This window comes from Dietzia sp. SL131 (genome assembly GCF_026672565.1).
GTDB classification, from domain to species: domain Bacteria; phylum Actinomycetota; class Actinomycetes; order Mycobacteriales; family Mycobacteriaceae; genus Dietzia; species Dietzia kunjamensis.
This window is the reverse complement of the sequence record NZ_JAPPRI010000003.1, coordinates 768,321-792,179: the sequence shown is the minus strand read 5'-3', so window position 1 is coordinate 792,179 and position 23,859 is coordinate 768,321. Positions and strand designations below refer to the sequence as shown.

Genomic DNA, 23,859 nt, shown 5'->3' with positions numbered 1-23,859 from the left:
ACGTCCGCCGGCGCTCGCGTCGGTGCACGCCGCGGCGGGCCCCCGGGGTCACAGCCACTGCGTGGCGGTCTCCCAGGCCAGTCTCACCGCCAGGATGCTGATGACCACGAGGAACACGGTGCGGATGAACTCGTTGCCGTGCCGCATCGCCATCCGCGCCCCCAGGAACCCGCCGGCCAGGTTGGCCACCGCCATGCACCCGCCGATGATCCACAGCAGTTCACCGTGGAGGCCGAACACCAGGATCGAGGCGATGTTCGTGGTGAGATTGGCGAGCTTGGCCGCCACGGTGCCCTGGAGGAACCCGAACCCCAGGAACGCGACGATCGCGATGACGAAGAACGACCCCGTCCCCGGGCCGAGCACCCCGTCGTAGAACCCGATCACCCCACCGATCAGCGCCGAGCGCCACGTCCGCGACCAGCCGGTGTGCCGTTCCTCGTGGACCCGCCCCATGGTCGGCGTGAAGTAGGTGTAGGCGCCCACCGCCACGACGGCCACCAGGACGATCGGCGTGAGGAGCTCCTTGGGGATGAACCGGGCCACCGAGGACCCGGCCGCGGACCCCGCGAAGGCCGCCACCACCAGGGGGAACACCATCGCCACCGGCACGCGGATCTTCCGGAGATAGGTCAGGGTCGCGACCAGGGTGCCGGCGACCGAGGACAGCTTGTTGGTGCCGAGGATCTCCGGCGTCGAGGCCTCCGCCGGCAGCGCGATGACGAGCGCCGGCAGCTGGATGAGCCCTCCCCCGCCGACCACCGAGTCCACCCACCCGGCGACGAACGCCGCCAGGACGAGCGCGGCGAGCACCCAGACGGACACACCGAGTGCGGGGGACGCGGCGACGGCCGCGAACGATGAGGGCATGGCGATCACTGTGCTGTAATTGGTTTGTGTATATCAACCCTTACGGGGCCGATCCGGTCACGCTGGCCGCCGACCTGGCCAATCGCCGCCCCCGCACGACCCGCGAACTGGTGGACCGCTGTCGCGAGGCGGGGGTGACCATCGACCGGAGCGCCTCGGACGCGGACCTGGACGAGGTCGACGCCTTTCTGGACGCGTGGCTCGTCGTCGTCGACACCACCGCGCCGCACGGGCGCGCCGACGCCCTCAACGCCCTCCTGGCCGAGCACTCGGCACCGCCGCGCCTGACCGACCACGACGGCCACTGGCACGTGCACTACCGCGCCGACGACGTCTCCTTCGCCCGCCTGCTCACCGCCATGTTCGCAGTGGGCACCGCACTCCACCTGACCTCGCGAGGCATCGACCGGCTCGCGCGGTGCGCCGCCGACGACTGCGACGCCGTCTTCGCCGACACCACCCGCAACGGACGCAAGACCTACTGCTCGACGCGGTGCACCAACCGGTGCGCCGTCCGCCGACACCGCGCGCGGGCGTGAGTCACGCGCACGGTGCGGGGACCTACTTCTTGTCCGCGCTCGAATCCGCCGACAGTGCCGCGACGAAGGCCTCCTGCGGCACGTCCACCCGCCCGATGGACTTCATCCGCTTCTTGCCCTCCTTCTGCTTCTCCAGCAGCTTGCGCTTACGGCTGATATCGCCGCCGTAGCACTTGGAGAGCACGTCCTTGCGGATCGCGCGGATGTTCTCGCGGGAGATGATCTTCGCGCCGATCGCCGCCTGGATCGGCACCTCGTACTGCTGACGCGGGATGAGCTCCTTGAGCTTGCCCGTCATCTTGTTGCCGTAGGCCTGGGCGTAGTCGCGGTGCACGATCGCGCTGAACGCGTCCACGGCCTCGCCCTGAAGCAGGATGTCGACCTTGACCAGATCGGAGACCTGCTCGCCGGCCTCCTCGTAGTCCATCGACGCGTAACCCTTGGTGCGGGACTTGAGCGAGTCGAAGAAGTCGAAGATGATCTCGCCCATCGGCATGACGTACCGGAGCTCGACGCGGGTCTCGGACAGGTAGTCCATGCCCTTCATCTCGCCGCGCTTGGACTGGCACAGCTCCATGACCGTGCCCACGTACTCGCTGGGCACGATGATCGTGCACTTGACGATCGGCTCGAAGATCTCGCGATGCTTGCCCTCGGGCCAGTACGACGGGTTGGTGACCTGGTGCTCGCTGCCGTCCTCCGCGACCACGCGGTACACCACGTTCGGGGCGGTGGAGATGAGGTCGAGGTTGAACTCGCGCTCCAGCCGGTCCCGGGTGATCTCCATGTGCAACAGTCCGAGGAAGCCGCAGCGGAAGCCGAACCCGAGCGCGACCGAGGTCTCCGGCTCGTAGTCCAGCGAGGCGTCGTTGAGCTGGAGTTTGTCCAGGGCGTCGCGCAGGACCGGGTAGTCGGAGCCGTCAATCGGGTACAGCCCGGAGAAGACCATCGGGTTGGGCTCGGCGTACCCCGCGAGCGGCTCCTCCGCCCCGCCGCGGGCGGTGGTGATGGTGTCGCCGACCTTGGACTGGCGGACGTCCTTGACGCCGGTGATGAGATAACCGACCTCGCCGGGCCCGAGCCCCTTCGTCGCTTTGGGCTCCGGCGAGATGATGCCGACCTCGAGCGCCTCGTGGGTGCTGCCCGTGGACATCATCCTGACCTTCTCGCGCGGGTTGAGCGAGCCGTCGAACACCCGGACGTAGGTGACCACACCGCGGTAGGTGTCGTACACCGAGTCGAAGATCATCGCGCGGGCCGGGGCGTCCGGATCGCCCACGGGCGCGGGGACCTTCTCGCACACCTTGTCCAGCAGCGCCTCGACGCCCATGCCCGTCTTGCCGGAGACCCGCAGCACGTCGTCCGGCTCGCACCCGACGATGTGGGAGATCTCCTCGGCGAACCGGTCCGGGTCCGCCGCCGGCAGGTCGATCTTGTTGAGCACCGGGATGATCTCGAGGTCGTTCTCCATGGCCAGGTAGAGGTTGGCCAGCGTCTGGGCCTCGATGCCCTGCGCGGCGTCGACCAGCAGGATCGCACCTTCGCACGCCTCGAGCGCGCGGGAGACCTCGTAGGTGAAGTCCACGTGGCCCGGGGTGTCGATCATGTGCAGGACGATCTCCTCGCCCTGGTGGGGGCCGGAACGCGGCACCCACGGCAGGCGGACGTTCTGCGCCTTGATGGTGATGCCGCGCTCGCGCTCGATGTCCATCCGGTCGAGGTACTGGGCGCGCATGAGCCGCTCCTCGACCACGCCGGTGAGTTGCAGCATGCGGTCGGCGAGCGTCGACTTGCCGTGGTCGATGTGGGCAATGATGCAGAAGTTCCTGATCCTGGCGGGATCGGTGAACGTCGTCTCTGCGAAGTTGGGAATCTCGATCACTCCTCGGGCGGGCCCGGGCGTGGCTGGGTGCGGTCCGACCGGGCGATCACCCCATTGTCACACGCCCGCGCCGGGAACTCCCATCACGTACCGCCCCGTAGGGACGGCGTCCACCGTGCCGTCGTCGAGGAACCGTCCGGTCGAGGCGGTCATGGCCTCGATGTTGGCCGCCATGCGCGCGTCGTCGCCGCGGGCGTCGAAGAACACCCCCAGGTCCGTCGCGGCCTCGACGGGGAAGACCTCCTCCACGATCCCGTCGATCACCGGAGCGTCGGCGGTCAGCGCACGGACCACCACGTGCTGGGTGTAGGCGGTGGTGGACTGGGTGTCGATGGCGACCTGCGTGTGCTCCTCGAGCCACGTGCGCAGCCACTCCTCCCGGCCGATGCGCTCGGGCCGCCGCAGGAACGCCAGGTTGGCCATCCCCTCGCACCGGCCGTCCGGCCCCGGTCCGGGCGCGGGCAGCGGCTCGGAGGCGGTGACCGACCAGGCCGACACCGGCCCCAGGTCACGCAGTGCCTCCAGCAGGTCGGCGCACGCGGAAGCCGAGGCGACCGGCACGCGGGCGCGCAGCGCCGCCAGCACCGGCCGCGGCGTGACCCGGACGTCGATCATCGCGCCCGCGACCGCCTCGTCGCGCACGTTGAGCAGGTACTCCTCCACCCCGAGGGCGGACAGCGACCCCTCGACGGCGTCCGCGATCCGTGCCCGCAGGCCCGCCGCGTCCGCAGGATCCACCGGGGCGTCGTCGTCCGCCCACACCACTGCCAACAGCATGTCCATGTCGAGATCATAGGACGGTTACGCTGACGCTCATGGCTATCGACTGGGCCCGGGTGGGTCGAACGGCGGTCCGCGTGGGTCGCAGGTACGGACCGACCGTCGCACGCGAGGTACGCAGGCGGCTGGACGACCGTGGGGTCTCCCCCGCCCTGTCCCCGGAGGTCGGCGGCGGGGGACGGCCCGCCACCACCGGCACCGCCCCCACCTCGAGCCGGGCCCGCCGGATCGCCTACGCGCCCGACCTCGACGGCCACGCCGACCCCGGCGAGATCGTCTGGACCTGGGTCGAGTTCGAGGAGAACGACGGCCGCGGCAAGGACCGCCCGGTCCTGGTGGTCGGGCGCGACGGGGACCGTCTGCTCGGCCTCCAGCTCTCGTCGCAGCACTCCAGGGACGACGACGAGGGGTGGCTCGGGCTCGGATCGGGCCCCTGGGACCCCGAGGGCCGACCGAGCTGGGTGCGCCTCGACCGCGTGCTGGACGTTCCCGAACAGGGCATCCGCCGCGAGGGCGCGATCTGCCCGCGGCCGAGGTTCGAGGCGGTCGCCGATCGGCTCCGCGCCGACTACGGCTGGCGCTGAGACGGCCGACCCCTCCGGGGCCGGGGATCGACGGAGGCGTCGTCGCACGTTTTGGCCGGTGACACCCCCGCTGGTAAAGTGGGCCGTCGGTGTCCACCGGAGCACGTTGTGCACGTGTCCGCGCGGACGAGACGACAAGACATCCGATCGGCGGGATCCCCTCGTGGAGCCGTCGACACACGACAAAAAGGTGTGACGAGTGGCCAACATCAAGTCCCAGATCAAGCGGAACCTCACCAACGAGCGCAACCGCCTCCGCAACCAGTCGACCAAGTCGGGCCTGCGTACCGCCATCCGCAGCCTGCGTGAGGCCACCGCGGCCGGTGACAAGGAGAAGGCCGGCGCCCTGCTCGTCGCCACCTCCCGTCAGCTCGACAAGGCCGCCAGCAAGGGTGTCATCCACCCGAACCAGGCCGCCAACAAGAAGTCGGCGCTCACCAAGGCTGTCAACAGCCTCTGAGCACCCCGGTCCCTCCCCTGACCGGGAGGCACCCAGCCCCACGTCTGCTCGCCTGACGTGACGAGGCTCCGAGGGCCCACCCCGCACCACGTGCGTGAGGTGGGCCCTCGTCGTATGTATGGCCGTCGTGTGCCTGGCCGCCATGTGTCTGGCCGTCGATTCCCCGATTCGGGCCCGCCCGCGTCCCTGCCGCGCGGGTCCGGTCAGCCGGCAGACGCGAGCGATCCGACCGCGCGGACAGCGCGCTCGAGGGCGTAGGACGTGTCCTCCGCCCCGCCCTTGACCTCGCCGTTGAGCGTGGCGACGACCTGCAGCGCGCTGCCCAGGGTCTCGATGGACCAGTAGCGGGTCTGCGCGGTGACCTTCTTGACCTTCCACGGCGGCAGGCCCTGCCGGGCCAGGTCGGCCGGCGGCACGCCCCGCTGGGTGCCGACCAGGGCGATGGAGTTCACCGCGTCGGCCAGGGCGTCGGCGAGCACGACGTGCGGGACCCCGGTGTGCATGGCCCACTCGAGTGCCTCGATCGCGCCGGCCACGTCCCCGGTGACCGCGCGTTCGGCCACGGTGAACCCGCTGACCCCCACGACCCCCGAGTGGTACCGCCGCACCGCCTCCACGTCGACCTTGCCGCCGGTGTCGGCCACGAGCTGACCGCACGCCGACGCCAACTGCCGCAGGTCCGTCCCCACCGCCTCCACGAGTGCCTCGCAGGCCTCGGGCGCGACCCTCACGTCCTGTGTCCGGAACTCGGACCGGACGAAGCCGACCACGTCCGTGTGCCGGGTGATCTTGCCCGCCGCGTGTTCCTCGGCCCCCGCCTTGCGCAGGTCCGCCACCAGGGCCTTGGCGCGACCGCCACCGGTGTGCTGGACGACCAGAACCGTCTCGGGGGGCAGGTCACGGGCCGCGCCGAGCACCGCGGACTGGGCGTCCTTGCCCAGCTCCGCCGCGCCGGTGATCACCACGATGCGGGCCTCACCGAACAGGGACGGCGAGAGCAGCTCGAACAGCTGCGGAGCCGTGACCTCGGGCCCGCCGAGCCTCGAGACGACCGGCGCGTCCTGCCCGGCGGGGGTCGCCGCACGCACCGCCGAGACGACGCCCGTGGTGGCGCGTTCGGTGAGGAACTCGTCCTCGCCCAACACCAGGTGCAACACAGCCGGTGCCGACCCCGATGCCATCTGCGCTCCTCGTCGTCGTTGTGGTTGTCGTCGTCATCTCTCCCAGTCATCGTGCCACGCCCCGCCGACAGGCCCGCACCACCACCGCGCACCGACCGGTCGACCCGGCCCGCTCCCCCACGTATTTTCGGGGCCACGAGCCAGTCCGACCGTGCGACGCCGACGCGGAGCGCCACGATGCGCGGTGTCCCAGCATCGAAAGGAACGACATGAGCGAGAACCAGGACGTTAACACCGAGACGACGGACCAGCTGACGTTCCAGAACCCGGCGACCCGCTACCCCGCCATCGAGCCGCCGGTCCAACACCAGGACGAGCCGGGCCTCGACGCCGACCTGGAGCCGAAGGCGGACCTCGGCGAGCACTCCTACCGTGGCACCGGCCGGCTCACCGGCCGCAGGGCGCTCATCACCGGCGGCGACTCGGGCATCGGGGCCGCGGTGGCGATCGCCTTCGCCCGCGAGGGCGCCGACGTGGCCATCCACCACCTGCCCGAGGAGGAACCCGACGCCCGCGCGGTCGCCGAGATCATCGAGCGCGAAGGCCGCACGGCCGTGCTCATCCCCGGCGATCTCACCGACCGCGCGTTCTGCGAGAGCCTCGCCGACACCGCCGTCGAGCGGCTCGGAGGCCTCGACATCCTCGTCAACAACGCCGGCAAGCAGGTCGTCGCACCCGCGCTCGAGGATCTGCCCGACGAGCAGCTCACCGACACCTTCGGGGTCAACATCGTCGGGATGTTCCGGGTGACCAGGGCCGCGTTGCGCCATCTGGAACCCGGGTCCACGATCATCAACACCACGTCCGTGGTGGCCTACATGGCGCCGCCGAACCTGCTGGACTACGCGTCCACCAAGGCCGCGATCAACAACTTCACCAAGGGGCTGGCGCAACAGCTCGCCCCCAAGGGTATCCGGGTCAACGCCGTGGCGCCCGGCCCCATCTGGACTCCTCTACAGGTGTCGGACGGGCAGCCCAAGGAGGAGTTGCCCGAGTTCGGCACGTCCACCCCGCTCGGCCGCGCCGGGCAACCCACCGAGTTGGCGCCCGCCTACGTGTTCCTCGCCTCGCCCGAGTCCAGCTACGTGATCGGCGAGACACTCGCGGTGACCGGAGGCATGCCCACGCCCTAGCCGTCGGGGGATACTGGACACGTGGATCCGCTGCTCGAGGTCGAATGCCGTCGGCGCCGGGACGGTGAGCCCGGTACCGGCCTCGACGCGTCCGTGCCCCGATGACCGGGCTGGTCCTGGCAGCGGGCGCCGGCAGACGGTTCGGCGGCCCCAAAGCCCTCGTCGACTTCCGCGGTGCCCGCCTGGTGGACCGCGCGGTGGGCCTTCTCCACGCGGGCGGTTGCGACCGGGTTGTGGTGGTCAGCGGCGCGGTCGAACTGGAGGTGCCCGGCGCCGAGGTGGTGCACAACCCGAACTGGCACACGGGCATGGGCTCCTCCCTGCGCGTCGGGCTCACCGCGGTCGGGGACGAGGACGTGGTGGTGGTCCCCGTCGACATGCCGTGGCTGGGCGCGGAGTCGGTCCGCCGGGTCCTCGCCGCCGAGGCGTCACTGGCGGTGGCCACCTACGGCGGGACCCGTGCGCACCCGGTCCTCCTCGGTGCGCCACACCTCCCCCGGATCATCGCCACGGCGGCCGGAGACGCGGGCGCCCGCCACTACCTGCGGGCACACCCCCACCTCGTGGCCGAGGTGCCGTGCGACGACACCGGGTCACCGCGCGACATCGACCACCCCGGCGACCTGGATGCCCCCGACGGCCCACCCCGGGACGGTTGAGCGGCCGGTGGGTGCGAGCACGACCAGCCGGGGGCGCGTCCGGTGGGACCACCCCGCCTGGTGCGCTTACGCTCGACGATCCGGGACCATCCCACCGCGGGCAGCCCGACCGCGACTCGAGAGGACGCACACGTGACGACGACCCGGGCCGAGGCCACCGATCCCCACGAGGTGGCGCGCCGCGTCTTCGGCTGGGACGACCTGCGCCCGCTGCAGGCCGAGGCGATCGAGGCGGCGGTGGGTGGTCGCGACGTGCTGGCGGTGCTGCCCACCGGCTACGGCAAATCGGCCATCTACCAGCTCGCCGGGATCATGGCGGACGGGCCGTGTGTGGTGGTCTCTCCGCTCATCGCGTTGCAGAGCGACCAGTGCGAGGGGCTGAACTCGATGGCGGACTCCGCGCCCACCCGGTCGCTGGCGATCAACTCCTCGATGGGCGTGCGACAGCAGGCGGAGGCCTGGGACGAGGTCGTCGCGGGGCGCGTCCACTTCGTGTTCCTCACCCCCGAGCAGCTGGCCAAACGCGAGGTCCTCGAACGGATCCGTGCGGCCGGGCCGAGCTTCCTCGTGGTCGACGAGGCGCACTGCGTCTCCGCCTGGGGCCACGACTTCCGGCCCGACTACCTGCGGCTGGACGCCGCCCGCCACCGGATGGGGTCCCCCACCGTCATCGCGCTCACCGCCACCGCCTCGACCCCGGTCCGCGAGGAGATCGTCGACCGACTCGCCATGACCGACGCCCTGGTGCTGGCCGGCGGGTTCGACCGGTCGGAGCTGCACCTCGCGGTGAGAAGGCACGTCGAGGACGACGGCAAAAAGGACGCGGTCGTGGAGCGGGCCGTCGAATTCGCCGGCCCCGGCCTGGTCTACACCGCCACCCGCCGGTCCACCGAGGAGTACGCCGAGCGGATCGCCGCACGAGCGGCCGACTCGGATCGCCCACTGAGGGTCCGTGCCTACCACGCCGGGCAGAAGTCGGCCGACCGTGAGGAGACGCTGGGCTCCTTCCTCGACGGTGACCTCGACGTGGTGGTGGCGACGAGCGCGTTCGGGCTGGGGATCGACAAGGAGGACGTGCGGTTCGTCCTGCACGCCGACATCCCCGACTCGCTCGACACGTACTACCAGGAGGCGGGACGGGCCGGACGCGACCGCGAGCCGGCGACCATCGAACTCCACTACCGCAGCGAGGACCTCGGTCTGCGCAGCTTCTTCTCGTCGCACAGTGCCGACGAGGAGGTCATCCGCGCGGTCATCAAGCACCTGCGTCGCGCCGACGGCCCGGTACGGCTGAGCCGGTTGAAGAAGTCCCTCGACTTCGGCCCGAGGCGTGTCACGGGCGCGGTCAATCTGCTCGAGGCGGCGGCCCTCGTCGAGTCCGGCCGGAAAGGGCTGGAACTCGTCGAGGACGTGCGGCCCAAGGAGGCGGTCCGGCGGGCCGAGGAGACCTCGGAGATGTTCGAGCGGATCGATCGCTCGCGGATCGGGATGATGCGCGGATACGCCGAGACCGACGGGTGCCGGCGCCAGTTCCTGCTCGGCTACTTCGGCGAGGAGCTCGCGGACCCGTGCGGGAACTGCGACACCTGCGACGCCGGCACCGCGGTCGACCTCACCCACGACGCTGCGGACTTCCCCCTGCAGTCCGCGGTCGTGCACCGCGAGTGGGGATCCGGGATCGTCATGAGCGTCGACGACGACCGGCTCACCGTGTTCTTCGAGGAACAGGGCTACCGAACGCTGTCGCTCGACCTGGTGCGCGACCAGGAGCTTCTCACCCGGGCATGACGGGTGGCGAGCCCGGCAGCCCGGCAGCGATGTCGGCGACGGTCTCGAGCCACCACAGTGCGGGGGCGCAGGCCGCGGCGAGCAGGACCGCACCGCCCTCCCACACCGGACCGAGCGTGGCCGCCGCCGTACCGAGCACGGTGATTAACGGGACGGCCGGAGCGACGGCGATGTTCGCTGGCAGGGCCCACGGCCCCTGACCCAGCCCCGAGGCCACGAGCACCGGAAGCGTCGCCAGGTGGGCGACGACGCAGACCGCCAGGATGTCGGCGACCGGGCCGGGCATCCACGGTCGACGGATCCGCAGGGCCACCGGCCTCGCGGCCAGTACAAGAGCGGCGGTCGCGGTGACGGACAGGACGAAGCCCGTCCCGGTGGCGGTGGCGGGATCGAGGAGGGCGACGACGAGGACCACCGCCGCCAGGGCGGCCAGCGGGCGGCCGGTGCGGTGGGCGCCCAGCGCCGCCAGACCGATGGCCCCGGTGCCGGCGGCCCGCAGAACGGCCGGCTCCGGGCCGACCACGGCCACGAACCCGCCCAGGGCGAGTCCTGCCGCCACGATCCGCCCGCGTCGCCCCACCCCGAGGGCCGCCGCGGCGAGCAGGACCGCCCCCACGACGTAGGCGGTGTTGGCGCCCGAGACCGCCGCGAGATGCGCCAGCCCCGCCGCTCGGAACTCGTCCCGGGTCCGGGCGGAGACCCCTCCCTCGTCGCCCAGGACGAAGGAGGGGAGCAGCCCGGCGGCCTCTCCCTCGAGTGCGCGGCCGGAGACCTGCCGGAGCCGCTCCCGCACCGCCGCCGGGATCCGTCCGGACCATCCGGGTGGGCCCGTCACGCGGGGCGGGGACAGCGCCCGGAGTGCAGGTGGTTCTCCCGCGGATCGCGGCTCCACCACCGCCACCGATGCCTCCACCCGGGTCCCCGGCGGGAGCCCCCGCCAGCCGTCGCGGGCCAGCAGCACCACGTCGAGTTCGGCCTCGCGCGCCGAGCTCCCCGACCCGGTGGACTCCACCCGGACCGGCACCATCACCCCGCCGCCGCGGATCGGCCGGTCGAACCCGGTCACCACCGCCTGTACCCCTGTCCGCGCGCCCACCAGATCGTTCAGCGGGTGCGCGGACAGGGCGTGCACCCGGGCGGCCTGTACCCCCGCCGCAACCGCGCCCGTCGCGCACACCACCGCGAGGACGCCCAGCGCGGCGCGGTCGAGTCGCTCACGCACCCCGTGCCCGGAACCGGTCGACCCGCCGACAGACCACAGCGCGGCGACCACCGCGGCCGCCGCCAACACCACCGCGACGGCGGCGGCGAGAGCCGGGCGGACCACGCCCGTCGCGGCCGTGGCCGCGAACACCGCGAGCGTCGGCACGACCAACCGCAGATCCCGCGCCGCAGGGATCCGGCGCCGTGACGTGTCGACCGGGTGGCTCACACCGTGACCAGCGGCCGGAGCCGTGCCAGGGTCGCCGGCCCGATACCGTCGACCTCCACCAGCTGGTCGACGCTGGTAAACGACCCGTTCGCGGCCCGCCACGCCAGGATCGACGACGCGGTCACCGGCCCCACGCCGGGCAACGACTCGAGTGCCGCCGCGTCGGCGGCGTTGAGATCGACCAGACCCCCACCTCCTCCCGGATCCGGTGAACCCGCCGCGGGCGCTCCGGTCCCCGGTGCCGCCTGCCCCGGGCCGGGGCCCGGTCCGATGATGTCGCTGCGCGGGCCTCCCGACCCGTCCGGGCCGGGGGCCGACCCGACGAGGATCTGTTCGCCGTCGGAGACCTTGCGCGCCAGGTTGAGCCCGTCCCGGTCCCCGCCCTCCAGGACACCCCCGCGCTGTCGAGCGCGTCGGCGACGCGCGCGCCGGGCGCGAGGGTGACCAGTCCGCTGCGGCCGACCAGCCCCACGACGGAGACGACGAGCGGTTCCCCGGCGGGAACCGGTTCCCCGCCCACCGACCCCGGGGTCGGCGGGGCGGGCCGGGGCGAGGCGCCGGCCTCGTCAGTGGCCGCGTCGGCGGGATCGGCGGGATCGGCGGGATCGGCGACAGGCTCCCCCACCTGCGCCAACGGGAGGTCGGGCACCGCAGGCCCCTCGGGGACGGACGAGATCAGACGGTGCACGGAGAACGCGCCGAGACCCAGCACGAGCATCACCAGGGCGATCCCGGCGAGCCGGTCGGGCGCCCACCGGATGCGACCCCACCACGGCGGGTCGGCCCAGGCGGCCGCATCCGGGTACTGCGGCGGGATCCGCTCCGGCCGGTCACCTGCGGGGTCGAGGTCGGCCCACGGCACCGCGGCCGGCCGGCCGGGCCCACCACCGGTTGCCGGAGGGGCGTCGCCCGGGGCCGGACGTTGATCGACCGCGGCAGGGCGGTCGGAATCCGGCGGCGAGAGTGCGCTGGCGAGTCGGTGCAAGGCGGCCGCCCGCGCAGGGTCCCGGTGGGAGTCGACGGGGCCGCCGGATCGTGCCGGGGTCTCGGTTCGCATGGCGCGAAGCTAGCCCGGCACGGCTCCCGCGGCGGCCCCGATCGCGGCCGTCAGTCCGCCGGCTGTGGAGAGGGGGGAAGGGTGGGGAATCCGGTGTCGACCAGGTCCGTCACCGAGACACCCACTGTTCCCGGCCCCAGGTGCCAGGCGAGGACCTCGTCGAACTCGACGATCATGACCCGCTCCGGGAACTGGGTCTCCTTGCGGATCTCGGTGGCCATCTCCTCGGCCCGCTCGCGCGCCTGGTGGTGGTGGACCACCACCAGCACGTCGCCGCGCGCCACGTCGTCGCGCAGCAGGGACCGCAGCCGCGCATGCGCCTTGGTGGTGGTGCGGGCCTTGGCCGCCAGGTCCACCGATCCGTTACGCAACACGATCACCGGGCGCATGGCCAGGGCGCTACCGAAGAGCGCGGCGAGCGCACTGATCCGGCCGCCTCTGCGCAGACTCTCGAGTGACTCCAGGGCGGCGTACGTCGAGGCGCCCCGGCAGAGCCGCTCGGCGAGTTCGTAGGTCGCGGACAGACCGAGCCCGTTTCCCGCCGCCCACGCGCACTGCGCGACAGCGGCCCCGAACGCCATGCCCGCCCCGCGGGAGTCCGAGACCAGCACCCGGCCCCCGAATCTGGTCGCGGCATCGGCCGCCGACTGCCAGGTACGCGAGAGCTCGCGGGACAGGTGCACCGACACCACGCCGGTGCAGTCGGGATCCGCGAGCAGTTCCTCGTAGATCTCCGCCAGTTCGTCGGGCGTGACCGCGGCCGTGGACACCGCCCGGTCGTTCTCCTCCACGACGTGCAGACCCACTACCGTGATGCCGAACTCGCGGACCCACTCGGCCGGCAGGTCGGCGCTCGAGTCGGTGACCAGGCGGATCGTCATGACGAGCCCACCGGGGGCGTGATGCCGGCGTTCCACTGGTCCAGGCGCCACAGCACACCTCGGGCGGCCTCGGTGGTGGGGCCGACCTCGGGCTCGGGAAGCTGCGCGGCCGTGCCCTCGGGGCGGACGTGCGCCGACAGCTGCACCCAGCAGGTGTTGCCCAGTCCGTTGAACACCGAGTACTGCTCCACCGGCAGCTCGAGCAGCGACGCGGTCAGGGCCGCTATCGCGCCGCCGTGGGCGACGATCACGGCGGGGTGCTCGCTCCAGTCGGGCGACGCCTCGACCAACTCGTCGACGACCTCTCGGGTCCGCCGCGCCACGTCCAGACGGCTCTCGCCCTCCGGCGGTGACCACCGGGGACTGCTGCGCCACCGGACCCGGGCGTCGGGCCACTGCCCGTCGACCTCGGAGTGGCTCATGCCCTGCCAGGTCCCCAGGTGCGTCTCCCGCAGCCGCCGGTCGGTCCGGACGTCCAATCCCACCTCGGTCGCCAACGCCTTCGCCGTCTCGTGCGCCCGCTGCAGGTCCGAGGACAGGATCGTCCACGGGCGACGCGGTGCCAGCACGCGGCCGACGGCGTGGGCCTGCCGCTCACCCAGCTCACTGAGCTCGGTGTCCAGCTGTCCCTGCATCCGCAACGAGGCGTTGTAGTGCGTCTGGCCGTGACGCAGGAGGATGAGACGTCGGGTCACCGGGTGGTTCAGAGCTCCTGATCCCGCTGTGGCTCCTCCGGCGCGAGCGAGTCGTCGGCGTTGCCGGCGTCGTCAGCGGACCGTCGCGACGTCTCGACGCCCTCGATCTCGACGACCGGGCAGTCCTTCCACAGGCGGTCGAGCGAGTAGTAGTCGCGCTCGTCGACGTGCTGGACGTGCACGACCAGCTCGTTGTAGTCGAGCAGCGCCCACCGGCCCTCACGGGTGCCCTCACGACGCAGCGGCTTGTGGCCGGCCTCGCGCAGCTTGTCCTCGATCTCGTCGACGACGGAGTTGACCTGCCGCTCCGTGTCGGCGGACGCCAGGACGAAACAGTCGGTGATGATGAGCTGGCCGGAGACGTCGATGACGACGATGTCGGTCGCCAGTTTGTCGTCGGCGGCGCGGGCCGCGATGGCGGCCATCTCAAGGGCCTCGGGGCTTGCGGTCACTGGGGATTCTCCTCGGGGTGGGGATCGGTGGGGACGGGCACCCGGTGTACCGGGGCCGTCGCTGCGGGGGTGCCGTCCAGGCGGGTCGAGCCCTCGGGCCGGTAGAGATTGCGTTTCGCGATGTACTGCACGACACCGTCCGGCACGAGATACCACACGGGCGCGTCCTCGGCCGCCCGGCGGCGGCACTCCGTGGACGAGATGGCCAGCGCGGGGATCTCGAGCAGGTGGACCCGCCCGTCCCGGATCTCGGTGAGGTGCGTGTCGGACAGTTCGAACCCGGGCCGGGAGACCCCGACGAACGTGGCGAAGTCGAACATCTCCTCCCACCCGCGCCACGTGAGGATCTTCTCCAGCGCGTCGGCGCCCGTGATGAAGTACAGATCGGTGTCCGGGTGCTGGCGCAGCAGGTCCTTGAGCGTATCGAGCGTGTAGGTCGGCCCGTCGCGGTCGATGTCGACGCGACTCACCGAGAATCGCGGGTTGGAGGCCGTGGCGATGACCGTCATCAGGTACCGGTCCTCGGCCGGGGACACCTCCCGGCCCCGTTTCTGCCACGGCTCGCCGGTGGGGACGAACACCACGTCGTCGAGACCGAACCGGTGAGCGACCTCGCTGGCCGCGACGAGGTGACCGTGATGGATGGGGTCGAAGGTCCCGCCCATCACTCCGATACGGCGTCGAGCGCCGTCGGTGGTCCCCGTCGTGGTCATGGTCGGTGAGTCTATCGGTCGGGGGTGACGCCCAGTCGTCTGCCGCGCCCCGCCGCCGCGATCGCTCACACGGGGAGCAGGCTCGCGACGACCGTCGTGAGCTGTTCGACGTTGCGGCACTCGTGCATGGGGACGTACTGGGAGTACAGCCTGGCGGCCGAATCGCCGGTCCCCCACTGCCGCTTGGGCTCCGGGTTGAGCCAGTGGGTGTGTCCGACCCGCTCGCTGACGAACTCGAGTGCCTCGACGGACGGATCCCGGTAGTTGTTGCGGCCGTCTCCCAGGATGAGCAGCGACCCCGTCCTGGTCAGGGTGTGAGCGTACCTGTCCGCGAAGCCCGCCAGTGCGTGGCCGTAGTCGGAGTGACCGTCGTAGGTGACGATCTCGGCCTCGCGGACCATCCGGCTCATCGCGGATCCGAGGTCCGACCCGGTCTCGAAGAACGAGGTCACCTCGTCGGTGGTGTCGACGAACGCGAACACCCGCACCCGGGAGAACTGCTCCCGGAGCGAGTGCACCAGCTGGAGGGTGAAGTGGCTGAACCCGGCCACCGAGCCGGACACGTCGCACAACACGACCAGCTCCGGACGGGCCGGGCGGGGCTTGCGCAGCACCAGTTCCACGGGCACGCCGCCGGTGGACATGGACCGGCGCATGGTCTTGCGCATGTCGATCGCACCGTGCCGGTGACGACGCCGGCGGGCCGCAAGTCGGCTGCCCAGTTGCCTGGCCAGCGGACCCACCCTGCGGCGCAGTGCCTGCAGGTCCTGGTCGTTGGCCCGCAGGAAGTCGACCTGTTCGGCCGCGGGCCCCACCGCGTACTGTGCGACGCGGTCGCGGCCCACGGTCTCGGCGGTACGGCGGCGGGTCTCGTCGGCGACCTCCCGCAGGAAGCCGCGGACCAGGTCGGCGGCCGAGTTGGCGGCCGCCGTCTTCTCGGCGTGCCGCTGGGAACCGTCCGGGTCGAAGGGGTCGGCGCCGAGCAGCCCGTCCAGGATCCGCTGCATGATCGAGTTGGTGTCGAGCGGGCTCAGTGCCTGGTAGGCGGAGTAGCGCGGTCCGTTCACCGAGTCGTACGAGCCCAGCTGCTCGACAAGGAGTTCCGCCAACGCCCGGGCCTTGGCCCGCGACTCCTCGGTGTCCTCGAGCAGGAGCGATGCGATGAGTTCGTTCAGGGCGTCCGGATCCACCTTGCCGTCGTCGTCGGTCGGGATCTCCACCTCGAGCGTCACCGCGTCGCCCGCGGTGTGGGACCCCACGGCGGCCGGGAACCACAGGTCGAAGAGCTGGTCGAACACCCCACGGTGCGTGGACTTGTGCAGGATCGTCGAGGCCAGCGCCTCGCGCAGCGCGGCGCGGTCGAGCAGGTCGACGTGCACCATCGCCGCGGCGGCGTCCACGGCCTCGCTCGGACCGACGGGGATGCCCTTGCGGCGCAGTGCGTCGACGAAGTCGACGAGGTGGCCGGACATCCCACCCGGGGCCCTCTCGGTCATTCCACCCACCTCCCTGTCCCCCACGGCCCTAGTTGAGCCGGAGCTCGGCGGCCGCGCGCAGCTGGTCGGACTGGTGCTTGAGCACCACGCCGAGCGTCTGCAGGACCACCTCGTCGTCGATGCTGTCCAGGCCCAGCGCCACGAGGGTGCGACCCCAGTCGATCGTCTCCGACACGCTCGGCACCTTCTTCAGCGCCATCGCGCGCAGGACGCCCACCACGCGTACGAGCTGCTCGGCCAACCGGTCGTCGAGTTCCGGCACCCGGGAGGCGAGGATCTTGCGCTCCAGCTCGGGCGTCGGGAAGTCGAGGTGCAGGTAGAGGCAACGTCGCTTGAGCGCCTCGGACAGCTCGCGGGCCGCGTTGGAGGTGAGCACCACGAACGGGCGTCGGGTGGCCTCTATGGTCCCGAGTTCGGGGATGGTCACCGCGAAGTCGCTGAGGACCTCCAGCAGCAGGCCCTCGATCTCGATGTCGGCCTTGTCGACCTCGTCGACGAGCAGGACGGTGGGCTCGCTGCGCCGGATGGCGGTGAGCAACGGCCGGGACAGCAGGAACTCCTCGGCGAACACGTCGTCGCGCGTGGAGTCCCACCCCTCGCCCTGCCCGGCCTGGATCCGCAGGATCTGCTTGGCGTGGTTCCACTCGTAGAGCGCACGGGCCTCGTCCACGCCCTCGTAGCACTGCAGGCGGATGAGTTCGGCCTCCGTGGCGGCGGCGACGGCCTTCGACAACTCCGTCTTGCCGACACCGGCCGGGCCCTCGATGAGCAGCGGCTTGCCCAACCGGTCGGCGAGGTAGACCACCGTCGCGGTCGATCGGTCGGCCAGGTACCCCTGTCCACCGAGGGCCTCGATGACGTGGTCGATGCTCTCGAATGCGGGTCGCTGGGCGGTGCGGGCTCGGTCCATCGGGTGGGTCCTTTTCGGTTCGGGGTCGTCGGTGGCGGGCCGGCGGGCGGCGCGGGCGCGAGTGCCTCTACGGCCGCACGTGCCCCTTGCCGTGGGCGATCCACTTCGTGCTGGTCAGTTCCTCGAGCCCCATCGGGCCGCGGGCGTGGAGTTTCTGGGTGGAGATACCGATCTCGGCGCCGAAGCCGAACATCTCCCCGTCGGTCCAGGCGGTGGAGGCGTTGACCATCACCGCCGCCGCGTCGACGCGGGCGCAGAACCGGTCTGCCACGTCGATGCTGCGGGTGGAGATGGCCTCGGTGTGTCCGGAGGACCAGCGGTCGATGTGCTCGATCGCCTCGTCCACCCCGTCGACCACCTTGAGCGCGATGTCCATGCTGAGGTATTCCTCGCCCCAGTCGACGTCGTCGGCGGGGACGAGGCCCTCGCGGTCGCCGTGGACGGTGACGCCGGCCGTCCTCAACGCCCCCACGACGCGGTCCACGGCCGCGTCGCCGAGGGCGGAATCGAGCAACACCGTCTCGGTGGCGTTGCAGACGCTACAGCGACGGGTCTTCCCGTTGAGCAGCAGGCTGATGGCCTCGTCCAGGTCCGCGTCTCCATGGATGTAGAGGTGACAGTTGCCGGTGCCGGTCTCGATGGCCGGGACCTTGGCGTTCTCCACCACGGTCTGGATCAGCCCCGCACCACCGCGGGGTATGACGACATCCACCAGACCGCGCGCCTGGATGAGGTGGGTGACCGACGACCGGTCCTCGGACGGCAGGAGCTGGACCGCATCGACGGGCAGGCCGTGCTCCGCGAGGACACCGCGGAGCACCTCGACCAGCGCCTCATTGGAGTTGCGGGCCGAGCGCGACCCCCGCAGCAGTGCGGCGTTGCCCGATTTGAAGGCGAGCCCGAACGCGTCGACGGTGACGTTGGGGCGACCTTCGTAGATCATCCCGACCACGCCGAGCGGGACCCGGACCTGTCGCAACTGCAGCCCATTGGGGCGGGTCGAGCCACGCGTGACGGTGCCGACCGGGTCCGCCAGGCCGGCCACCTGGCGCAGACCGCCGGCGATGCCCTCGATCCGCTCGGCGGTGAGCCGCAGCCGGTCGAGCATGGCCTCGCCCATTCCGGCCTCGGACTGCTCGGCGAGGTCCCGGGCGTTGGCCTCGAGGATCGTCGACTCCGCCACCACGAGGGCGTCGGCGGCGGCCTGCAGCAGTGCGTTCTTGCGGTCCGCGGTGAGCAGGGCCAGCTCGCGCGAGGCGGACCGGGCCCGGCGGGCGGCGTCGTGGACGGCGTCGCGGGTCGGGTCCGCGGCGGGCCCGGCGTCCGTCTGGCCAGTGAGGTCGGAAGCGTCGAGGTGGCTGGCTGTCATACGTTCCAGCTTACCGATGCGGCCGGCGGAGCCACCTCCGACGAGTCAGACCGTCGGGACGGCTCCGGTCTCGCGCACGGCGAACTCCCGGAATCGGCGGGCCAGGTCCGGGTCGCCGGCAGGGCCCGATCGCTCACCGGGTCCGGGCGGGCCCGCGATCTGTCGGAAGCCCGTCGGTCCGATGTACGACGCCGGCGGCAGATCCTCCGTCGCCGCGTACAGCAGCGGGCGAGCCCCGTCGGCCGCCGTGGGGACGATCCGCCGGCCGAGCAGGTTGAGCACGGCATTGACCGGCGGGAACGGGGTCGGGTCGAGGATCGAGGTGGCGGCGAACCCGGGGTGGGCGAGCTGCACGTCCACCTCGGAACCCGCGGCGGCGAGCCGGTTCTGCAGGTCGAGGCCCCAGAGCATGCACGCCAGCTTCGACTGGGCGTACGCCGCCGCCATCGAGTAGGGGCGCTGTCGGAAGTGGGGGTCGGCGAAGTCGAGCCGCCCCTTGGCGTGGGCCATCGAGGCCGTGATCACCACCCGCTCCCGGATCCGGGGCAGCAGGAGTTCGGTGAGCAGGAACGGCGCGAGGACGTTGACCCCCAGGTGCAGCTCGAAGCCGTCGGCGGTCTCCCGCCTGGTCTTGCTCATCAGACCGGCGTTGTCCATCAGGATGTCGACGGGGTCCGTGTACGAGGTCGCGAACTCCCGCACGGCGTGCAGGTCACTCAGGTCCAACTCGTGGACCTCGGTGGAGCCGTCGATCTCCGCGGCCGCCGCCTCCCCCTCGGCGCGGGTGATGGACGGGAGCACGACGTGGGCGCCCCGACGCGCGAGTTCACGCGCGGCTTCCTTCCCGATGCCGCTGGTGCCGCCCGTGACCACGATGGTCTTCCCGGTCAGGTCGGGCAGGTCGTCGACGGTCCACGCCGCGGAGGTCACGAGGCGGCCCCGTCGCTGCGCACGAGGACGGTGACCATGAAGCCGCTGTCGTCGTCGAACGGCAACAGATCCCACGTCGACCAGCGCTGCTGCACCCGCAGCCCGGCGCGGTCGGCGTCGCGGTCGAACTCCTCCCGGGTCCAGCCCCGGTCGAGCCCGAAGCCCACGACCAGGCGGCCGGCCCTACCCTCGGTGCCCTCGTCCGCCGTGGCGAGGCGGGCGGCGAGGTTGGTGAGCACGGCGCCGCGGTCGGCGGGGTCGACGAAGGCCAGGACGTTGCCCGCCGACACGGCGAGGTCGAACGGCCCGCGGGGCCAGCCTTCGTCCGCCAGGTCCGCGACCTCCCACGACGCCTCCGGGCACAGCTCCCGCGCCCGCTCGATCAGGTGCGGGTCGAGGTCGACGCCGGTGACCTGGTGTCCGGCCGAGTGCAGGTAGGCGCCGGTGCGCCCCTGACCACAGCCCACATCGAGGATCCGGGCACCGCGCGGGGCCATCGCGTCGATCAGCCGCGCCTCGCCGTCGATGTCCACTCCCTCGGCGACCATGTCGTCCCACCGTCGGGCGTACCGCCGGGAGTGCTCGGGGTCGGCCTCCACGATCTGCTTCCATGTCTGAGCCATGCGGCCCAGTATGGCCGCAGGGAGCGACATGCGTCGCGGAGGACGACGACGACGAGCGCGGCCGCAGCAGGGCCGGCGGAACGCGGTGGTCACGAGCCGATGGCGCGGAGGAGTCGGAAGGTGGGCAGATCGGCTTCCCTGGTCTGGTTGACGAGGGTGACCGCGAGGGTCCCGCCGACGGTCTCGACGACGGCGATCGACCGGAATCCGCCGGTCCCGCCGTTGTGCCACAGGGTGCCCGGGCCGGCGCGATGCCACCCGAGCCCCATCCGTCCCGGACCCGACGGCGGCGTGGCCTGCGTGAGTCGGACGGCGGCCTCGAGGTCGGTGGTCGACGGATCGAGATGCGCGGCGAGGAACCGCGTCATGTCGGCCGCCGTGGAGCGCAGTGCTCCGGCGCCCGGCATGCCGCGCAGCGGCCACGGCTCGGCGCCGCGGCGGCGGCTGCGGTGCCCGAGGGCCGTTCGCCGCCGCTGCTCGTCGGTCATCTCATCCTCGGTCACGGTGTCGGGCATGCCCAGTGGTCCGCAGATCCGGTCGCGGACGAGCGCCCCGAAGTCGGCCCCGGTCGCGCTGGTCATCGCGATGCCGAGAAGGCCGAAGCCGAGATTCGAGTACCTCGGCGTGTCCTGCCCCGGGTGCCGACGCGGGCGGAGGCCACGGAGTCCGGCGAGGACGTCCGATTCCGTGAGGTCCACATAGGGATCCGCACCCGTGCGCACGTAGGCGAGGTTCTCCCGGAGCCCCAGCCGGCCGGGCGTCCTGGGGAGCCCGGAGGTGTGGGTCGCGAGGTGCTGCAACGTGATCGGGTCGTCGTCGCCACCCGGCAGGTCCGTGCCGGTGGGGAGCAGGTCCCGGACCGGGGTGTCCAAGCGCCACTGCCCCCGGACGACACCGTCGGCCAGCAACAGGGCGGTGAACACCTTCGTGACGGAGCCGATCTCGAAGAGCGTGTGGGCGTCCGGCGTGGCGCCCCGACCGGTGTCCCCGCGTGCAGCGGTGTGGACGCCGCCCGGTGGCCCGGCAGCCATCACGACCCCGACCCGCCGCCGCGACAGTCGGTCCGTCGCCCGCTCGACCTGCCCCGCGATTCCCTGCCCACCACTGGTCACGGGGCCGAGTAAACGCTCCCGGGCTCCGCTCCGCAGGTGAGCTGTCGGAGCGGTGGGGCACGATGGGCCCATGACCTCGACAGCGGACCGTCCCACTTCCGACGACCCGGCCACCGGGGACCGGGCCGCCCTCCGGGCCCGCGCCGACGAACTGCTCAGCGCCCTCGCCGGCCCGGGCGCCGTCCTGCGCGAGGACCAGTGGGTCGCCATCGAGGCCCTGGTGGCGGACCGGCGACGCGCGCTGGTGGTCCAGCGCACCGGCTGGGGCAAGTCGGCGGTGTACTTCATCGCCGCCCGGTTGCTCCGCGAGCTGGGGTCGGGCCCCACCGTGATCGTCTCGCCGTTGCTCGCACTCATGCGGAACCAGGTCGAGTCCGCCGCCCGGGCCGGGGTGCGGGCGGCCACCATCAACTCGGCCAACATGACCGAGTGGGACGAGGTCCGCTCGGCGGTCCGGGCCGGTGAGGTCGACGTGCTGCTGGTGAGCCCGGAGCGTCTCAACAACCCCGACTTCCGGGACACGGTCCTGCCCGCGCTCGCAGCGGACGCCGGCCTCGTGGTGGTGGACGAGGCCCACTGCGTCTCGGACTGGGGTCACGACTTCCGGCCGGACTACCGGCGTATCCGCACCCTGCTCGCCGATCTGCCCCACGGCGTGCCGGTCCTGGCCACCACGGCCACGGCCAACGACCGGGTGGTCCGCGATGTCGCGCAGCAGCTCGGGGTCGGTGAGTCCGCCTCGGAGGACACCCTCGTCCTGCGAGGCGGACTGGACCGCGAGTCGCTGCGGCTGTCGGTGGTGGCTATCGACGACTCGGAGAAGCGCGCCGCCTGGCTCGTGGAGAACCTCGAGTCGCTGCCGGGCAGCGGCATCATCTACAGCCTCACCGTCGCGGCGGCCGAGGACATGGCCGAACTACTCACCTCGGCCGGGCACCGGGTCAGCTCCTACACCGGCCGCACCGACGCCGGTGAACGCGAGGAGCTGGAGCGCGCGCTGCTCGACAACGAGGTCAAGGCCCTGGTCGCCACCTCCGCGCTGGGCATGGGCTTCGACAAGCCGGACCTGGGCTTCGTGGTCCACCTGGGTGCCCCACCCTCCCCCATCTCCTATTACCAGCAGATCGGCCGCGCCGGGCGTGCCGCCGACCGCGCCGAGGTGGTCCTGCTGCCCGGGCCCGAGGACCGCGCGATCTGGAATCACTTCGCCTCCCTGGCGTTCCCGCCCGAGGACGTGGTGCGGCGGGTCCTCGACGCGCTGGAGCCCGACCGACCGCAGAGCACGCAGGCGCTCGAACCCGCCGTCGACCTCGGCCGCAACCGGCTCGAGATGGTGCTCAAGGTCCTCGACGTCGACGGCGCGGTCCAGCGCGTCCGGGGTGGCTGGGTGGCCACCGGTCGGCCGTGGCACTACGACGCCGAGCGGTACGCGTGGCTGGCGGAGGCACGGCAGTCCGAGCAGCAGGCGATGCTGGAGTACCAGCGCACCGGGTCCTGCCGCATGGAGTTCCTCCGCGGCCAGCTCGACGACCCCACCCTCGACCCGGCCTCCGACGGCTGCGGTCGCTGCGACAACTGCACGGGTCAGCGCCGCACCACGGACGTCGACTCCGGGGCCCTGACCCGCGCCCGCGAGGCCCTCGAACGGCCCGGCGTGGTCCTGCCGCCCCGCCGCCAGTGGCCCACCGGCCTCGCCAAGCTCGATGTCCCGCTCAAGGGCAAGATCGCCGACGGCCCCGCCGAGGGCCGGGCTCTGGCCCGTCTGACCGATCTCGGCCTGGGCCAGAAGCTGCGCGCCCTGCTCGCCGAGCCCGACCAGGACGCTCCGGAATGGCTCGCACGCGCGTGTATTCCCGTCCTCCGCGAGTGGGGCTGGGCCGACCGGCCCACCGGCGTGGCCGCCCTCCTCACCGGCGAGCACCCGCAGCTGGTCACCACTCTCGCGCATGCCCTGGCTCAGATGGGTCGCATGGAACACCTCGGGGAGATCTCCCGCGATCCGGCCCTGCCCGCGGTGACGGCCCAGAACTCCGCGTACCGCGTGGCTCAGTTGTGGGGCACGTTCTCCGGCCCGTCGACGCCGTCCGAGGGCCCCGTCCTCCTGGTCACCGACCTGCTCGGGACGGGGTGGACGATCACCGAGGCGGCCCGGCATCTCCGCTCCTCCGGGGTCCCCGCCGTCCTGCCCCTGGCCGTGGCCACATCCGGCTAGGTGTGATGTCCGGCTGGGTGTGATGTCCGGCTGGGTCGCCGCCCGCGCATCGACAGACCGGAGTCCGGCACGGGATCATCGACCCATGGGTAATGCAACGA

At 72.1% G+C, this 23,859-nt stretch carries 22 protein-coding genes and 1 pseudogene; 7 read left to right on the top strand and 16 right to left on the bottom strand.

All coding sequences use genetic code 11. The features are described from left to right. Positions 1-48: 48 nt before the first annotated feature. Positions 49-870 carry a TSUP family transporter gene (locus tag OVA21_RS04570; protein ID WP_083249741.1) on the bottom strand — a complete coding sequence of 274 codons (822 nt, stop codon included), beginning with the start codon at positions 868-870 and terminating at the stop codon, positions 49-51. Between the two features lie 26 nt (positions 871-896). On the opposite strand from OVA21_RS04570, the gene OVA21_RS04565 reads away from it, so the two are divergent. After that, positions 897-1,409 carry a CGNR zinc finger domain-containing protein gene (locus OVA21_RS04565; RefSeq protein ID WP_069389694.1) on the top strand — a complete coding sequence of 171 codons (513 nt, stop codon included), beginning with the start codon at positions 897-899 and terminating at the stop codon, positions 1,407-1,409. A 22-nt stretch (positions 1,410-1,431) separates the two neighbouring features. Here the strand turns inward: OVA21_RS04565 and lepA are convergent, their stop codons facing one another. Together lepA and OVA21_RS04555 are read right to left on the bottom strand one after the other, a co-directional pair. Then, complete coding sequence (gene lepA, locus OVA21_RS04560; RefSeq protein ID WP_069389693.1) at positions 1,432-3,291, bottom strand: translation elongation factor 4; 1,860 nt, start codon at positions 3,289-3,291, stop codon at positions 1,432-1,434. Between the two features lie 57 nt (positions 3,292-3,348). After that, positions 3,349-4,074, bottom strand: coding sequence for an EthD domain-containing protein (locus tag OVA21_RS04555; protein ID WP_119192823.1), 726 nt, complete (start codon positions 4,072-4,074; stop codon positions 3,349-3,351). A 32-nt stretch (positions 4,075-4,106) separates the two neighbouring features. Here OVA21_RS04555 and OVA21_RS04550 point away from each other — a divergent pair, with 32 nt between their 5' ends. Together OVA21_RS04550 and rpsT are read left to right on the top strand one after the other, a co-directional pair. Further along, positions 4,107-4,655, top strand: a complete 549-nt coding sequence (locus tag OVA21_RS04550; protein WP_069389692.1) for a type II toxin-antitoxin system PemK/MazF family toxin — start codon at positions 4,107-4,109, stop codon at positions 4,653-4,655. Positions 4,656-4,854: 199 nt separating this feature from the next. Further along, positions 4,855-5,115 carry a 30S ribosomal protein S20 gene (gene rpsT / locus OVA21_RS04545; RefSeq protein ID WP_067719663.1) on the top strand — a complete coding sequence of 87 codons (261 nt, stop codon included), beginning with the start codon at positions 4,855-4,857 and terminating at the stop codon, positions 5,113-5,115. 203 nt (positions 5,116-5,318) lie between these two features. Here rpsT and holA read toward each other — a convergent pair whose 3' ends face one another. Then, positions 5,319-6,296, bottom strand: coding sequence for a DNA polymerase III subunit delta (gene holA / locus OVA21_RS04540; RefSeq protein WP_159148320.1), 978 nt, complete (start codon positions 6,294-6,296; stop codon positions 5,319-5,321). A gap of 209 nt (positions 6,297-6,505) precedes the next feature. Here holA and OVA21_RS04535 point away from each other — a divergent pair, with 209 nt between their 5' ends. From OVA21_RS04535 to OVA21_RS04525, 3 genes are all read left to right on the top strand, one after another. Then, a complete protein-coding gene (locus OVA21_RS04535; RefSeq protein ID WP_069389691.1) occupies positions 6,506-7,429 on the top strand; it encodes an SDR family oxidoreductase in 924 nt (307 codons plus the stop codon). A gap of 101 nt (positions 7,430-7,530) precedes the next feature. Then, positions 7,531-8,088: a nucleotidyltransferase family protein gene (locus tag OVA21_RS04530; RefSeq protein ID WP_268091893.1), complete on the top strand. Its 558-nt coding sequence runs from the start codon at positions 7,531-7,533 to the stop codon at positions 8,086-8,088. A gap of 132 nt (positions 8,089-8,220) precedes the next feature. Next, entirely contained in the window at positions 8,221-9,876 is a 1,656-nt protein-coding gene (locus tag OVA21_RS04525) for a RecQ family ATP-dependent DNA helicase (RefSeq protein ID WP_268091892.1), read from the top strand. Here the strand turns inward: OVA21_RS04525 and OVA21_RS04520 are convergent. From OVA21_RS04520 to OVA21_RS04465, 12 genes and pseudogenes are all read right to left on the bottom strand, one after another. Further along, positions 9,863-11,308, bottom strand: a complete 1,446-nt coding sequence (locus OVA21_RS04520; RefSeq protein ID WP_268091891.1) for a ComEC/Rec2 family competence protein — start codon at positions 11,306-11,308, stop codon at positions 9,863-9,865. The genes OVA21_RS04525 and OVA21_RS04520 overlap by 14 nt on opposite strands. Beyond that, positions 11,305-12,365: pseudogene (locus OVA21_RS04515) on the bottom strand (ComEA family DNA-binding protein). Before OVA21_RS04515 ends, OVA21_RS04520 begins: the two are co-directional and overlap by 4 nt. A 50-nt stretch (positions 12,366-12,415) precedes the next feature. Further along, entirely contained in the window at positions 12,416-13,246 is an 831-nt protein-coding gene (locus OVA21_RS04510; protein ID WP_268091890.1) for a DegV family protein, read from the bottom strand. Next, entirely contained in the window at positions 13,243-13,941 is a 699-nt protein-coding gene (locus tag OVA21_RS04505; protein ID WP_268091889.1) for a histidine phosphatase family protein, read from the bottom strand. Before OVA21_RS04505 ends, OVA21_RS04510 begins: the two co-directional genes overlap by 4 nt. A gap of 8 nt (positions 13,942-13,949) precedes the next feature. Continuing rightward, a complete protein-coding gene (gene rsfS / locus OVA21_RS04500) occupies positions 13,950-14,393 on the bottom strand; it encodes a ribosome silencing factor (protein WP_120286302.1) in 444 nt (147 codons plus the stop codon). Beyond that, positions 14,390-15,106 (bottom strand): nicotinate-nucleotide adenylyltransferase, encoded by a 717-nt coding sequence (nadD, locus tag OVA21_RS04495; RefSeq protein ID WP_067719687.1) that lies wholly within the window; start codon positions 15,104-15,106, stop codon positions 14,390-14,392. The genes rsfS and nadD overlap by 4 nt, the downstream gene beginning before the upstream one ends. Positions 15,107-15,171: 65 nt before the next feature. Then, positions 15,172-16,602, bottom strand: a complete 1,431-nt coding sequence (locus OVA21_RS04490; protein ID WP_256820692.1) for a vWA domain-containing protein — start codon at positions 16,600-16,602, stop codon at positions 15,172-15,174. 28 nt (positions 16,603-16,630) lie between these two features. Beyond that, complete coding sequence (locus tag OVA21_RS04485) at positions 16,631-17,512, bottom strand: AAA family ATPase (protein WP_268091888.1); 882 nt, start codon at positions 17,510-17,512, stop codon at positions 16,631-16,633. Between the two features lie 67 nt (positions 17,513-17,579). Beyond that, positions 17,580-18,881 carry a glutamate-5-semialdehyde dehydrogenase gene (locus tag OVA21_RS04480; RefSeq protein ID WP_268091887.1) on the bottom strand — a complete coding sequence of 434 codons (1,302 nt, stop codon included), beginning with the start codon at positions 18,879-18,881 and terminating at the stop codon, positions 17,580-17,582. Between the two features lie 45 nt (positions 18,882-18,926). Continuing rightward, the gene (locus tag OVA21_RS04475; RefSeq protein ID WP_253003391.1) at positions 18,927-19,811 is read right to left on the bottom strand and encodes an SDR family NAD(P)-dependent oxidoreductase; all 885 of its coding nucleotides are present in this window, start codon (positions 19,809-19,811) and stop codon (positions 18,927-18,929) included. Next, a complete protein-coding gene (locus OVA21_RS04470) occupies positions 19,808-20,434 on the bottom strand; it encodes a class I SAM-dependent methyltransferase (protein ID WP_268091886.1) in 627 nt (208 codons plus the stop codon). The genes OVA21_RS04475 and OVA21_RS04470 overlap by 4 nt, the downstream gene beginning before the upstream one ends. Positions 20,435-20,523: 89 nt before the next feature. After that, positions 20,524-21,546, bottom strand: a complete 1,023-nt coding sequence (locus tag OVA21_RS04465) for a serine hydrolase domain-containing protein (RefSeq protein ID WP_268091885.1) — start codon at positions 21,544-21,546, stop codon at positions 20,524-20,526. A gap of 70 nt (positions 21,547-21,616) precedes the next feature. On the opposite strand from OVA21_RS04465, the gene OVA21_RS04460 reads away from it, so the two are divergent. Beyond that, positions 21,617-23,758, top strand: coding sequence for a RecQ family ATP-dependent DNA helicase (locus OVA21_RS04460; RefSeq protein ID WP_268091884.1), 2,142 nt, complete (start codon positions 21,617-21,619; stop codon positions 23,756-23,758). Positions 23,759-23,859 lie beyond the last annotated feature (101 nt).

Bases quoted from the DNA above. Each gene is read 5' to 3' on its own strand.
- OVA21_RS04550 (WP_069389692.1), top strand. From the start codon at position 4,107: ATGGCTATCGACTGGGCCCGGGTGGGTCGAACGGCGGTCCGCGTGGGT.
- OVA21_RS04470 (WP_268091886.1), bottom strand. From the start codon at position 20,434: ATGGCTCAGACATGGAAGCAGATCGTGGAGGCCGACCCCGAGCACTCC.
- holA (WP_159148320.1), bottom strand. From the start codon at position 6,296: ATGGCATCGGGGTCGGCACCGGCTGTGTTGCACCTGGTGTTGGGCGAG.
- OVA21_RS04490 (WP_256820692.1), bottom strand. From the start codon at position 16,602: ATGACCGAGAGGGCCCCGGGTGGGATGTCCGGCCACCTCGTCGACTTC.
- OVA21_RS04485 (WP_268091888.1), bottom strand. From the start codon at position 17,512: ATGGACCGAGCCCGCACCGCCCAGCGACCCGCATTCGAGAGCATCGAC.
- nadD (WP_067719687.1), bottom strand. From the start codon at position 15,106: ATGACCACGACGGGGACCACCGACGGCGCTCGACGCCGTATCGGAGTG.
- OVA21_RS04570 (WP_083249741.1), bottom strand. From the start codon at position 870: ATGCCCTCATCGTTCGCGGCCGTCGCCGCGTCCCCCGCACTCGGTGTG.
- OVA21_RS04460 (WP_268091884.1), top strand. From the start codon at position 21,617: ATGACCTCGACAGCGGACCGTCCCACTTCCGACGACCCGGCCACCGGG.
- OVA21_RS04535 (WP_069389691.1), top strand. From the start codon at position 6,506: ATGAGCGAGAACCAGGACGTTAACACCGAGACGACGGACCAGCTGACG.
- OVA21_RS04555 (WP_119192823.1), bottom strand. From the start codon at position 4,074: ATGGACATGCTGTTGGCAGTGGTGTGGGCGGACGACGACGCCCCGGTG.
- OVA21_RS04530 (WP_268091893.1), top strand. From the start codon at position 7,531: ATGACCGGGCTGGTCCTGGCAGCGGGCGCCGGCAGACGGTTCGGCGGC.
- OVA21_RS04510 (WP_268091890.1), bottom strand. From the start codon at position 13,246: ATGACGATCCGCCTGGTCACCGACTCGAGCGCCGACCTGCCGGCCGAG.
- OVA21_RS04480 (WP_268091887.1), bottom strand. From the start codon at position 18,881: ATGACAGCCAGCCACCTCGACGCTTCCGACCTCACTGGCCAGACGGAC.